14 protein-coding genes are annotated in these 13,417 nt (G+C 36.4%); 13 read left to right on the top strand and 1 reads right to left on the bottom strand.

Annotated features, from left to right (window positions below; genetic code table 11):
- Positions 1–135 precede the first annotated feature (135 nt).
- From FYJ25_RS05605 to FYJ25_RS05590, 4 genes are all read left to right on the top strand, one after another.
- On the top strand, positions 136–1,065 hold the full coding sequence (locus FYJ25_RS05605; RefSeq protein WP_096241597.1) for an ROK family glucokinase: 930 nt from the start codon (positions 136–138) through the stop codon (positions 1,063–1,065).
- A gap of 429 nt (positions 1,066–1,494) precedes the next feature.
- Positions 1,495–2,385 carry a 2-hydroxy-3-oxopropionate reductase gene (gene garR / locus FYJ25_RS05600; RefSeq protein ID WP_096240258.1) on the top strand — a complete coding sequence of 297 codons (891 nt, stop codon included), beginning with the start codon at positions 1,495–1,497 and terminating at the stop codon, positions 2,383–2,385.
- A 66-nt stretch (positions 2,386–2,451) separates the two neighbouring features.
- The gene (locus tag FYJ25_RS05595; RefSeq protein ID WP_096240257.1) at positions 2,452–3,879 is read left to right on the top strand and encodes a four-carbon acid sugar kinase family protein; all 1,428 of its coding nucleotides are present in this window, start codon (positions 2,452–2,454) and stop codon (positions 3,877–3,879) included.
- 83 nt (positions 3,880–3,962) lie between these two features.
- Positions 3,963–4,649 carry a cyclase family protein gene (locus FYJ25_RS05590; protein WP_096240255.1) on the top strand — a complete coding sequence of 229 codons (687 nt, stop codon included), beginning with the start codon at positions 3,963–3,965 and terminating at the stop codon, positions 4,647–4,649.
- A gap of 230 nt (positions 4,650–4,879) precedes the next feature.
- On the opposite strand, the gene FYJ25_RS05585 is transcribed toward FYJ25_RS05590, so the two are convergent.
- On the bottom strand, positions 4,880–5,533 hold the full coding sequence (locus tag FYJ25_RS05585) for a GntR family transcriptional regulator (protein ID WP_096240253.1): 654 nt from the start codon (positions 5,531–5,533) through the stop codon (positions 4,880–4,882).
- Positions 5,534–5,962: 429 nt separating this feature from the next.
- On the opposite strand from FYJ25_RS05585, the gene FYJ25_RS05580 reads away from it, so the two are divergent.
- The 9 genes from FYJ25_RS05580 (at position 5,963) to FYJ25_RS05540 (ending at position 13,364) form a co-directional block, all read left to right on the top strand.
- The gene (locus FYJ25_RS05580) at positions 5,963–6,112 is read left to right on the top strand and encodes a hypothetical protein (protein ID WP_021906471.1); all 150 of its coding nucleotides are present in this window, start codon (positions 5,963–5,965) and stop codon (positions 6,110–6,112) included.
- The gene (locus tag FYJ25_RS05575) at positions 6,091–6,315 is read left to right on the top strand and encodes a hypothetical protein (protein WP_055297745.1); all 225 of its coding nucleotides are present in this window, start codon (positions 6,091–6,093) and stop codon (positions 6,313–6,315) included. The genes FYJ25_RS05580 and FYJ25_RS05575 overlap by 22 nt, the downstream gene beginning before the upstream one ends.
- Positions 6,316–6,335: 20 nt before the next feature.
- Positions 6,336–6,530, top strand: a complete 195-nt coding sequence (locus tag FYJ25_RS05570; protein WP_096240251.1) for a hypothetical protein — start codon at positions 6,336–6,338, stop codon at positions 6,528–6,530.
- A gap of 316 nt (positions 6,531–6,846) precedes the next feature.
- Complete coding sequence (locus FYJ25_RS14835; RefSeq protein ID WP_330399957.1) at positions 6,847–7,152, top strand: restriction endonuclease; 306 nt, start codon at positions 6,847–6,849, stop codon at positions 7,150–7,152.
- Positions 7,153–7,735: 583 nt separating this feature from the next.
- Positions 7,736–9,826 carry a polyribonucleotide nucleotidyltransferase gene (locus tag FYJ25_RS05560; protein ID WP_096240249.1) on the top strand — a complete coding sequence of 697 codons (2,091 nt, stop codon included), beginning with the start codon at positions 7,736–7,738 and terminating at the stop codon, positions 9,824–9,826.
- Between the two features lie 27 nt (positions 9,827–9,853).
- Positions 9,854–10,447, top strand: a complete 594-nt coding sequence (locus FYJ25_RS05555) for a restriction endonuclease subunit S domain-containing protein (RefSeq protein ID WP_021907732.1) — start codon at positions 9,854–9,856, stop codon at positions 10,445–10,447.
- A gap of 13 nt (positions 10,448–10,460) precedes the next feature.
- Positions 10,461–11,834: an N-6 DNA methylase gene (locus FYJ25_RS05550; RefSeq protein WP_096240247.1), complete on the top strand. Its 1,374-nt coding sequence runs from the start codon at positions 10,461–10,463 to the stop codon at positions 11,832–11,834.
- A 79-nt stretch (positions 11,835–11,913) separates the two neighbouring features.
- A complete protein-coding gene (locus tag FYJ25_RS05545) occupies positions 11,914–12,591 on the top strand; it encodes a substrate-binding periplasmic protein (RefSeq protein WP_154580757.1) in 678 nt (225 codons plus the stop codon).
- Between the two features lie 92 nt (positions 12,592–12,683).
- Positions 12,684–13,364, top strand: a complete 681-nt coding sequence (locus tag FYJ25_RS05540) for a ClpP family protease (protein WP_096240243.1) — start codon at positions 12,684–12,686, stop codon at positions 13,362–13,364.
- Positions 13,365–13,417 lie beyond the last annotated feature (53 nt).

Raw genomic sequence — 13,417 nt, 5'->3', positions numbered from 1 at the left:
AATGATAGAAATGTATCAGTAATTAATATTATAATGAAAGCAAACAGGGCAAATTCGTGATATTATATAAAGAGAGAATTTTGTTTACAATTATAAATTTATAATTGCAATAAATGGAAGAAGAAAGGGGACATCATGAAATATTGTTTTGGCGTAGATGTAGGAGGAACAACTGTAAAACTTGGTCTTTTCACAGTGGAAGGAGAACTTCTTGATAAATGGGAGATTAAGACTTACACAGAAAACGAAGGAGAACGTATTCTGCCAGATGTTACAAAAGCAATTAAGGAAAAGATTGCAGAAAAAAAACTCGCAGCAGACGAAATTTGTGGAATCGGTGTGGGTGTTCCGGCACCTGTTGATAAAAATGGAGCAATTGAACGTGCAGCAAATGTAGGCTGGAAGGCAAAAGAAATAAAGAAAGAATTAGAAGAACTTACCGGTTATCCATGCGTTATCGGAAACGATGCGAATGTAGCTGCACTTGGTGAAATGTGGAAGGGCGCCGGAGAAGGAGAAAAAGATCTGATTATGGTTACGCTTGGAACAGGAGTTGGCGGCGGAATTATTATTGATGGTCATCCAGTAGTCGGTGCTCATGGAGCCGGAGGAGAAATCGGACATATCACAGTAAGAAATGATGAGACAGAAACATGCGGATGTGGAAGAAAAGGATGCCTTGAACAGTACGCTTCTGCGACAGGCCTCGTTCGACTTACAAAAAGATATTTCGAGAAAAATGCAAAAAACAGTATCTTAAATAAAAAAGAAATTACAGCAAAAGAAGTATTTGATGCGGCGAAAGCAGGGGATGAAGCAGCATTAGAAATTACGGAAGAATTTGGTGCTTATCTTGGGCAGGCATTAGTAAATTTAGCTGCAACAGTTGACCCGGCAGTATTTGTTATCGGTGGCGGTGTATCAAAAGCAGGGGATATTCTTTTAGATATCGTAAGAAAGTATTTCTACGACCATGCATTTTATGGAAATCAGAAAACTAAAATTTTACTTGCAACACTTGGAAACGATGCTGGAATTTACGGAGCAGCAAAACAGGTGCTTTAAATTCTGATTACTGTAGGCAAAAGAGACGCCATCTAAAAATAAAAGAATCTATATTTGTGACTTTAGTCGTTGCGTGTTGAATGCTCGCTTTACTGCTCGTATCCAACACTTGCTTCGAGGCCACAAATATAGATTTTTTTATTTTCAGATAGCTGTGCTTTGGCTGGCTATTTTTTGACTAACCACAACCGTCTAAAACCTTTCTCAAATCTCTCTAAAAACAAATTCTGAAATTTCTTCAATTGCCAAAGACAGCCTTCAGCAAGTCAAAATTATTTTATACAAATTGCTGAATTCTTGGCAAAAGATTTATGAAAAGTGTAAAAAATAAATAATACCCTTGACTGATATACCGGTATATCATATAATATATGCAAACCGATATATCAGTGTATCGAAAGCGGATAAAAAGAAAGGAGAGGTTCCTATATGAGTAGAGTTGGTTTTATTGGTCTTGGTATTATGGGTAAGCCAATGGCTAAGAATTTGTTAAAAGCAGGAATTGATTTAATGGTCTGTGATCTTAATGAGCAGGCGGTGAAAGAAGTCGTAGAATGTGGTGCACAGGCATCATCCTATCGTGAGATTGGTGAGAAGTGCGATATTGTTTTTCTTATTTTACCAAATGGTGATATTTCAAAAAGTGTACTATTTGATGAAGGCGGTGTGGCACAGACTTTAACAGCAGGTAAAGTTATCTGTGATATGAGTTCAGTAACTCCAGTAGAATCAAAAGAATGTTTTGCAGGTCTTGAGAAGATTGGAGTTGGATTTGTAGATTCTCCTGTATCTGGTGGAGAACCGGGAGCAGTAAATGGAACACTTGCATTTATGGCAGGGGGAAGACAGGAAGATTTTGATAAACTGATGCCATATTATAATATTATGGGAAGTTCTGCGGTACTAATTGGAGATAGCGGAAGTGGTTCTGTTACTAAGCTGGCAAACCAGATTATTGTAAATAATACGATTGCCATAGTGTCGGAAGCATTCGTAATGGCAACGAAGGCAGGGGCTGATCCAGTAAAGGTATATGAAGCAATTCGTGGTGGTCTTGCAGGAAGTGCAGTACTTGATGCAAAGATTCCTATGATTGTAGAGCGTAACTTTGTACCAGGAGGAAAGATTTCTATTAATCATAAAGATATTAAAAATGTTGTGAACACAGCACATGCGATTGATGTGCCGATTCCATATTCTGCGCAGCTTTATGAGATTTTACAGACATTGAAGATTCATGGACATATGAATGATGATCATGGCGGAATTGTACAGTATTTTGAAGCACTTGCAGATATTCAGGTTAAAAAGAAAGATTAAAAATGCTTAAGATATGTTTGAAAAAATCAAAAATATTTTTAAATACACTTGAGAAAGGAGAAGAAGATGGCGTTATCAATTGATGTATTAAGTTCCTATCCGCCAGTGCAGGAAGCGGAAGTAGATAAGGTGTTGGCAGAAGAGATTCGTGATAACGAGAAGAAAATCGTTGTATTGGATGATGACCCTACAGGTGTACAGACCGTTCATGATATTTCTGTTTATACGAATTGGGAGAAGGCAAGCATTGAACAGGGATTTGCTGAGGAGAATAAACTTTTTTACATATTAACGAATTCCAGAGGATTTACAGCTGCACAGACAGAAAAAGCACATAAGGAGATTGCAGAAGTAGTAGATCAGGTAGCAAAAGAAACGGGAAAGGAATACCTTTTTATCAGTAGAAGTGATTCTACATTAAGAGGACATTATCCGTTAGAAACAACTATTTTAAAAGATGAATATGAAAAGAACACTGGTAAAAAGATAGATGGTGAAGTGTTATGTCCATTTTTTAAAGAGGGGGGACGTTTTACGATTGATGACGTGCATTATGTACAGTATGATGACACGCTTGTACCAGCAGCTGAGACAGAATTTGCAAAAGATAAAACTTTTGGATATACCGTCTCTAATCTAAAGGAATATGTTGAGGAGAAGACGCAGGGAGCATATAAAAAGGAGAATGTTACAGCGATTTCTTTGGAGAATATTCGTGAACTGAATTATGATAAGATAGAAGAACAGCTTTTAGCGGTAGAAGATTTTAATAAAGTTATCGTGAATGCGATTGATTATGTCGATGTAAAGATTTTCTGCGTAGCACTTTTTAGAGCTATGAAAAAGGGAAAGAACTTTATGTTCCGTACTGCTGCTGCAATTGTAAAGGTAATGGGTGGTGTCAGTAATCAGCCGTTATTGACAAGAGAGCAGATGGTTGTAAAAGAGACGGATAACGGTGGAATTATCGTAGTAGGTTCTCATACCGACAAAACAACCAGACAGATGGAAAAACTAAGAGAGAATAAAGACATTGCTTTTGTTGAACTTAATGCAACACTTGTAAATAATGAAGCAGCATTTGCTGAAGAAGTAGAAAGATGTCTTGCATTAGAAGAAGAATATATTTCATCTGGTAAGTCAGTTTGTGTTTATACTACAAGAGTGTTAATCACAGCAGATACCGGAGATAAGGAAGATGATTTGAGACTTTCTGTACGAATTTCTGATGCAGTACAGTCCTTAGTTGGCAGACTTACAGTAACACCAAGTTTTGTTATTGCAAAGGGGGGAATTACTTCATCCGATGTAGGAACAAAGGCACTTGCTGTTACAAGAGCGAATGTTTTAGGTCAGATTCGACCGGGTATTCCAGTGTGGCAGACAGGTACAGAAAGTAAGTTTCCATTAACACCATATGTTATTTTCCCTGGTAATGTAGGTGGAGATACTACTTTAAAAGAAGCTGTAGAGATTTTAATGAAAACAAAGTAGACTGGTTAAAAAAGTAATAGGAAATAAAAAGTAGTTGAGAAAGTAAAATTTAAAAATAATATATGTATGAGGAGGAGTTATATATGTTTATGTTTTTATCACACCCATTAGATCCAGAAGGTTATGCATGGCCAGGAGAACCTGTTGTAAAGACAACACAGTGTACAGATGTTTCCGATGACTGTCCATTCTGCAGTTTTGTATCTGAACTGCCAAACCATTGTGGAACACATATGGATGCACCAAGACATTTTGTAAAAGACGGACTTAGTATCAATGATCTTTCTATTGATTATTTCTGCCATACAGAAGTTGCACTTTTGGAGATTCCAAAAGGACCGGCAGAAGGTATTTATAAAGAAGATTTAGAACCATTTGCAGATATTTTATCTAAAGTTTCTTTTGCATTAATCCGTACAGGAATGGAAAAATATAGAGAGACAGATCAGAATACATATCAGAATGAAGGTTCCTACATTGCTCCAAGTGCAGGAGATTACTTGACAGAGAATTTCCCTAATTTAAAAGGTGTTGGAATGGACTTCTTAGCAATTGGTTCTGCTTCATCCAAATGTCCAGAAGGAGAATTACCACCAGATTGTCATAGACATATGCTTGGATATTATACAGGTAAGTTCGTTACAGGTGTAGAAGACATGCATTTGGCAGACATACCAAAGGGAGCAAAAATTAAGAGATTTTTCAATGCTCCATTACTTATCAAAGGATTAGACTCCAGTCAGGTAGTATGTATTGCGGAGATTGAATAAGTAATTTAGGAAGGAACAGACGCCCCTAAGAAATAATCAAACCCCTATATGTAACTTTAGTCGCGGTGTGTTGAATACTCGCTTTAAGCTTGTATTCAACACTTGCTCCGAGACCACATATAGGGGTTTGATTATTTCTTAGAGGCTGTCTTTGGCGATAGTTGAATTTATTATTCAAAAATGTAACATCTATTGAGCAAATGGGATATAAAGCCCCCCTTTGGTTGTTATTAAATTAAACTTAATGTAATTTTTTGAGGCACATCAAGGTGATGCATGATGAGTTTTTCAAGTGCGGTTAAGTCCTGTGCCTGTATCATATTTAATAAGGAAATGTGTTCATTGATTGTCTCATCCATTCGGCCTTTTTGAGAAAAGGAAGTAACTGTCAGCCAGAATATACGGTACATAAAACGGCGATAGATTTCTAACATGGATTCATTATCTACATATTGCACAATACTTCGATGAAACTCATAATCTTTCCGACCGAAGTCTTCTTCAGAATGTGTTGTGTTTCGTATCTCTTTTTGAAGTTCTATTTTAGTAGAAAGCTTATTAAAATATTCCTGTCCGCGAGGAGTATCTAAGTGGAGAGCAAGTTGTTTAGAACAGTATATTTCAATAGCATTCCTCATCTGATATGTTTCAATAATATCTTCTTTGGACATTTTATGGAGAGTAAAGCCTCGGCTTGGAAGAATGTCGATATAACGTTCCTGTTCAAGACGCAATACAGCATCACGAAATGGAGTTTTTGAAAATCCTGCCTCTCTAGCAAGCTGATTTAAAGAATAAATTTTATCTGTTTCTAATTCACCCTTTTTGATTAGATTAATTAAATAATCATAAGCTTTTGTCTGTAGTAATTGTGGTTCCTTCATCTGAAAATACCTCTATATTAAAATGGTCATTTGTTATAAAATTAACTATAGTAATCCTAGCGTGACATTCTCACTCACCTGTAGAGATAAGCGTTTTCCTAATTTTGGTAAGTTTTGTTCTCTTGGTTTTGTTTTTCATTATTTAACTGAATATATTATACTATGATTAGGATACACTATCAAGTGGGGAATGGATACAATTCATCTCCACAAATTGTAACGTACATCTTACAGAAAGCATTTTTTAAACATGCTCTAGAGGTGGGAGTATTCTTGTTGGAAAAGGATAAATATTATAAAAAATCACAGTTACTTCCAGATAATGCGACGTATGTGTGCATTAATCCAACTTGATAATGTGGATTATATCACATATAATAAAGACAAAGAATTAATGAAAAACAAAAATAAAAGGTGGGAATAAGTTCTATGAGTGATTTCAGAAAATATCTTAACAAACAGCTTGATAATAAAGAATTTAAAAAAGAATGGGATAACTCTAAGAATGAATATGATTTAGCCAAAAGTCAAGTAGCAGCAAGAAAGGAAGATGTCACATGGAAATCAAAAGCATATTAATAAAGGACACAACAAAAGAAGAACGAATCCGTATCGTACAGGAAGGACTCAGCCAGTGTGGTGGAGCCTGTGACTTCTGCAATGGCTGTGACAATCTAGGCGGTGGTCTGGTAGATGCTTTTTATGAACCATATATCAACGGTGAAAAAGAACTCCGTCAATTAAACGAAGAATACCGAAGTCATACTGGACTAGTAAGATAGCAAGGCAGGTGAAGATAATTATGCGACCACCAGAAATAGAATCTTCCACAGAAGAAGAAAGACGACAATACATCAAAAAAACATTTTCCTGCATTGCCGATTGCGATATGTGTGGACTTTGTACGGTATTCAAGGGCAAAGACCCGGAAATAGCATATGAGGATTATATTCGTGGGAAGCGGAGTTATATAGAGGTGTCAGGGGATTATAGATAAAAATATCCATGAAGGGGATTACAAAATGTAGGTCAGGGGGGTCCAGAATAGATGTAAAAAGACTCTAAGGAAGTTCTAAAATAGATAGCTAAGAATCTCTTAGAGGTCTCTATAAAAAATATAACACGCAATCTTAGATAAAGATTATCTGAGACTGCGTGTTTTTATGATGAAATTAGAGAAAATATGTTATAATTTTCCTTAAATATATCAAAAAAGAACGTGAAAGATTACCAATAAGAAAACAAATGAGAAAAGTATTCGGGAGGAAAAATCATGTTATATTATATAAAAATTGCAAAGTGCTATTGCAAAAATGTCTCCAGCTAAATTCGAACAGTTCTCAAGAGCATTACTTACTAAAATGGGAGTACAGTTCACGAGTAAAAGCATCCAAATCTCAAATGACGGAGGGATTGAAGCAATGAATAAATATCAGGCAGATTATGGTGTTTTCATAACTAATAGCCGATTTACAAATCAGGCGAGAGAAGCTGCGAGAGCAGGGACACCGATTACTTTAATTGATGGGAATGATTTGATAAGGTTGGTTATACGGTATGAATTGTTTATTACGCCGGTGACGACGTATGTGTTGGATGAGTTTTATTTAGATGAGTAAATACTTTGGGGTTTGTATAGTTTAGTAATTGAAAAAATATCTCGTGATTTGTAAACATTATTATGGACATGTATAAGCGATTTAAAAATCCGGAAGGGACTTTTAAAGAACGGTATCCAAAGATTACTTGCTTACGAAATTTCAACAACCTGCTGCCATGGAAGAAATCTTCCGAGCAAGCAGGAACCTTTCTGTCCTCTTCCCCATCTCTCTCTCCAAAGACTATTGCATTCATTCCTTCTGGAGCCAAAACACAGAAAAAAGAAATACTATCATATCCCAGATGCGGCTTTGGAGCGTGTTTAAGATGCGGATAAGCATCTTAAACACAGCGACTACAGAGCAGATGGGATATGGTAGTATTTCTTTTTTCGTCTGTTTTCTCTTAATGAATTAAATAGTAACCTCAACTATTGCAGTTTTTTTTATCCTGTGATAGAATGGTAAAGATTAGGTCATAATTTATGACTATGGGAAGGATGTGCCCGAGACTTCTGAAAAGGACATTGCATGCCCAGTGTCTTTTTCAGTTGTTTCGGAAACCTTCCCTGTATTTAATATATATTTTTAGGAGGTTTAAATGATGGTAAAACAGTTTTCTATGGAACTGGCCGGAAGAACATTAACAGTTGAGATTGGAAAAGTGGCAGCGCAGGCGAATGGTGCTGCTCTTATGCGTTATGGTGATACAGTGGTTTTATCTACAGCAACAGCTTCAGAAAAGCCAAGAGAAGGAATTGACTTCTTCCCTCTGAGTGTGGAGTTTGAGGAGAAGATGTATGCGGTAGGTAAGATTCCGGGAGGATTTAATAAGAGAGAAGGAAAGGCATCCGAACATGCAGTTCTTACTTCTCGTGTAATTGACCGTCCAATGCGTCCGTTATTCCCTAAAGATTATAGAAATGATGTAACATTGAATAATCTGGTTATGGCAGTGGATCCTAATTGTTCACCAGAAGTAACAGCAATGCTTGGCGCTTCTGTTGCAACATCTATTTCAGATATTCCATTTGATGGTCCGATCGCCGGAACAAGAATTGGTCTTATTGACGGTGAGTTTATCGTGAACCCTACAGCGGATCAGCAGTTAGTTTCTGATCTTGCACTTACAGTTGCTTCTACAGCCGAGAAGGTTATTATGATCGAAGCTGGTGCGAATGAGGTTCCGGAAGATAAGATGATTGAAGCTATCTTCAAGGCACATGAAGTAAATAAAGAAGTTATTAAGTTTATTGACCGTATTGTAGAAGAATGTGGTAAAGAAAAGCATGAATACGAACATGTAGATACACCGGAAGATTTATGGGATGATATGGTATCCTTTATTACACCGGAAGCGATGGAAGAAGCAGTATTTACCGATGTAAAACAGGTTCGTGAAGAGAATATCCGACAGATTAAAGAAAAACTGGAAGAGCGTTATGCAGAGGAACACGAAGACTGGCTTCCATTAATTGATGATGCCGTTTATAAGTTCCAGAAGAAGACCGTTCGAAAGATGATCTTAAAGGATCATAAGCGTCCAGATGGTCGTGCAATCAATGAAATCCGTCCACTTGCTGCTGAGATTGATCTTTTACCTAGAGTACATGGTTCAGGTATGTTTACCCGCGGACAGACACAGATTATGACAATTACAACATTAGCACCATTATCTGAAGCACAGAAGATTGACGGTCTTGATGCAAATGTAACATCGAAGAGATATATGCATCATTATAATTTCCCTAGCTACTCTGTAGGTGAAACAAAGCCTAGTCGTGGTCCGGGACGTCGTGAAATCGGACATGGTGCGTTAGCAGAAAGGGCATTAGTTCCAGTACTTCCTAGTGAAGATGAATTCCCATATGCTATTCGTACTGTTTCTGAGACATTAGAATCTAATGGTTCTACTTCTCAGGCAAGTATCTGTGCTTCTACTTTATCTTTGATGGCAGCCGGTGTTCCGATCAAGAAACCAGTTGCAGGTATTTCTACAGGTCTTGTAACAGGAGACAGTGATGATGATTACATTGTACTGACAGATATTCAGGGATTAGAAGACTTCTTCGGAGATATGGACTTTAAGGTTGCAGGTACACATGATGGTATTACAGCAATCCAGATGGATATTAAGATTCATGGATTGACACCGGACATTATCCGCGAAGCAATTTCACGTACAAAAGAAGCTCGTGAACATATCCTTACTAATGTTATGGAACCAGTGATTTCTACACCAAGAGATCATGTTGGAGAATATGCTCCAAAGATCATGCAGATGCATGTAGATCCAGATAAGATCAGTGAGATTATTGGAAAACAGGGTAAAACAATCAATGCAATTATTGATGAAACTGGTGTAAAGATTGATATTAATGATGAAGGAAGAGTAGACATCTGTGGAGTAGATCAGGCTATGATCGACAGAGCGATGGAAATTATTCGTCTTATTGTAGAACCAGTAGAAGCAGGTAAAATTTATGAAGGAGAAGTAGTCCGTATTATGAACTTTGGTGCATTTGTGCAGTTGGCTCCTAATAAAGATGGTCTGATTCATATCTCCAAGCTTTCTAAAGAAAGAGTAGAGAAGGTAGAAGACGTTGTTAATATTGGTGATAAAGTAAAAGTAAAAGTTCTTGAAATTGATAAGATGGGAAGAATTAATCTTGCACTTCGTGAGATCATCAAATAAATTATTGTTACGGGGAGGCAGTGAAGGTTGGAACTCCTTTTAGAGCAGATCAGTCAGATTACACATGGTGTGGTATTAAACAGAATAAAGCCAAAGATATTAAGTGAGGGAGAGGAATATCCCATTCTTACGATCAGTCAGCTGATAGATGAGGAAAATGGAGTATGGGACTATGAAGTACCAACTGCTTTGGTTGATAGAAAAAAGACTAAGAATCTGAATCTGGCAAAAGAACACAGTATTGTAATAGGGCTGACCTCCTTCCACCGCGCTGCTGTATTAGAAAAGCAGCATGAAGGGAAAATTATTCCATCAAATTTTGTCTCTATAGAGTTTCAGAATGGAATTATGGATCCTTATTATTTTGCGTGGTATTTTAATGAGCATCCTGAAATAAAAAGACAGAGAATGATTGCTATTCAGGGGAATTCTTCTGTCAAAGTATTGTCAGTTCATATGATTCGTCAGCTGATGATCGAGTGCCCGAATTTGTCAACGCAGATGTCCATTGGTAAGCTGTATTATTATCAGAAGAGAAAAGAAGTATTGCTCATGGAAAAAATGCGTTTAGAAGAAGCAATTTTGACAGAAGAAATGATGCACTATTTAGAAAAAATATAAAAAGGGGAATCGGATGGACAGAGAACAGATACATAATGAATTTTTGTCGATTTTAAGTGAAAGTCATCCGGGTCTGACATTTGAGGAATACAGAGATAGTTGTGTGTTCCTCTTATTTTATCAGTATCTTTGTTTAAAACATGATGACTTATTAGAAGATGTATACAAACCAGGTGAATTAGTAAAAATGGCAATACGAGGGAAGCTTCAGGTAGCTTCTTTTTTAAAATTTATGGAATCAGCCTCTTCCTTTCTTCACATGCTTAATAAAGAATTTCAATTGACAGACTTTTCTTTTTATAAAAAACTTGAAAAAGTACATTCTTTGGAAAAACAAAAAAGTTATGCCAGATTTTTTCGTAAGTTTTTAAAAAAAATCAATGGTTGGAATCCAAAAGAAGAATTGTTGAGTCAGTATCCCAATTTATTTATTCTTTTAGTTACGGAATTTGCAAGATTAAAGAAGGATACGTATATATCAGAAGAACTGTGCGAATTATATAATATTTTTTTTAATAACAATGTGCAGAGTGTGTCAGAAAAAAAGAAGTTTCTTTTGCCTGAATTTCAGTATGGAATTTTGGCTTCCTATATTACAAATGCTGGAGAAGAGGCAGATATTTACGGATATGCAAAGGAAGAAGAATATATTGATATTTTCACTATTCTTTGTTATATGAAAGGAATTCCCTTAAATGATTTACATTTCTTCATGAAGAGAGATTGGAAGGCAAGACAGGAACTTCCGGAAGGTGCTGACCATATTTTAATTTTTATGCCAGAAGGCGTAGAGGCAGGTGAATATGTATCGCCACCAAAAATTTCGGTTGGCAAAGAGCAGTTTTATTCTGGAACAAAGGGAGAATTTCCATTTTTGTTAACAGCATTGTCCTGCCTGAAAAAAGATGGTTCTCTAGCTGCCATCTTTCCGGGAGCAATGTTATATCGTGAAGGAAGAGAAGCACAGATCCGCAAGTATCTTGTAGATGAATTAAATTGTCTTGATACGGTGATGTTACTTCCAGATACTATATTTCATTCAAATGGGCAGGCAGAAGTCTTTTTGTTTTTAAAGTTGAATCGAAGTGAAGATGATGTGATGTTTTTTGATTGTTCTGAAGTGGAAGAATTTAATAGAGAACAGGTAAAAAACTTACAGACACTCTGGATGGAGCGAAAAACGATTCCCGGATTATGCTCGTGTGTATCTAAAGCAATGATTCAGGAAAATGATTATAATTTAAATCTGCCCCGTTATATTACAAAAATTATGCAGGATACAGCAATTGATGTAGAACAGGGAAAGGCACGTATTCAGGAAATCAATAAGGAATTAGATGAAATAGAAAAAAGAATACAGATTTACAGACATGAGCTGGGACTATAAATATACTCTCATAATCTTCTCACAAAAGCAAGTGTAGTGGAGGCTTTGAGAGTACATTAAAATTAACAGGAGGGTCCGAATGCAAAAAAGAAAGCAATTTACACTGGGAATCATAACGTTGTTACTTTTATGTATTCTTGCAGGATGTCAATTTGGCAATCAAAAAAAGAAAACGGAGAAGAAAGTAGATTATTATATTGGTGTAGTTGATAACAATGCGCCATATTATTATAAAGACGTTGATGGCACAGAAAAAGGTTTGTATGTGACATTTTTAGATAAGCTTTCAAAAGAACAGTCGTTTACTTATATGTTTGTTCCGATGGATATTTCTGCTTCAGAACAAAGTCTTTCAGAACAATCTGTTGATGGCTTTATTGGCAGTACAGTCGTAAAAACCGGAGAAAAGGAAGTTCTTTCTGGAAGTGAATTTTACACATCAGATATTTGTGTATTGGTTCCGAAAGAAAGCAGATTACTTGATATGCGAAGTCTCAAAAATAAAATAATTGCAGCACCGGCTGGAGCCGGTGAAGAAAGATTTGCAAAATATCTTGAAAATAAATACAAAGGACGGGCAATCACGTTTTCGCATGTAGAGGAAGCGATAGGAGATATAGAGAAGGGATATTCCCAGGCATTGATTTTAGATAAAGAATATTATGATGCACATATGGACGCTTTTAAAAACTGGAATTGTTTGAAGGTGAGTAGTCAGTTTCAGAATAATCATAAGTTTTATAAAGTTTCTAAATAAAAAGAAAACACTGGAGAGTGAAATGTAATGGAGTTCTCTGGTGTTTTTTTGCTTGAAATGGGTATGCTAGAAAAAAATACAGGAGGCAGCTCATGAATCAGCAGTTAAATAATTTATTAGAAGTTGGAGAAATCGTACTGGAAGATGGGATATCAGGACATCATATTTTGTTTTTGTCAATTATTGGTGAAATCGAAGGACATAATCTGTCATCAGAGCGAATAAAGACGACAAAGTATGAACATTTACTTCCTATTTTGGCAAAAGCACAGGATAGTGAAGAAATAGAGGGAATTTTCTTCCTTATAAATACCGTAGGAGGGGATTGCTCTTGTGGGCTAGCCGTAGCAGAGATGATTGCATCTATAAAGAAACCAACCGTTTCTCTAATTATTGGTGACAGTCATTCTATTGGTGTACCATTATCTGTAGCGGCAGATCGAACATTCATTGCACCAACGGCGACAATGGTCCTTCATCCAGTACGTTTAAATGGAACGATAATTGGTGCACCCCAGACTTTTGAATATTTCAAATTAATTCAGGACAGGATTCTTAAATTTGTGGAAGCACATACCGGAGTTACAAAAAGCAGGATAGAAAGAATGATGCTGCGACAGGGGATGATGGTAAAAGATCTGGGAACAATTCTTGTAGGAGAAATGGCAGTAAAAGAGGGATTGATTCACGAGGTTGGCGGTATCTCCGAGGCACTTTTCTGGCTGCATCAGGAGATAGAAAGAAGAAGGAAAAGAAGAAATTATAAAAATTAATAAGATAAAAACAGTGTTATTTATTTTAAGAACGCATCTTTTTTTCTTCGGGT

It is taken from the genome of Anaerobutyricum soehngenii (genome assembly GCF_009697165.1).
Taxonomy (GTDB): domain Bacteria; phylum Bacillota; class Clostridia; order Lachnospirales; family Lachnospiraceae; genus Anaerobutyricum; species Anaerobutyricum soehngenii.
This window is presented reverse-complemented; position numbering and strand designations above follow the sequence as displayed.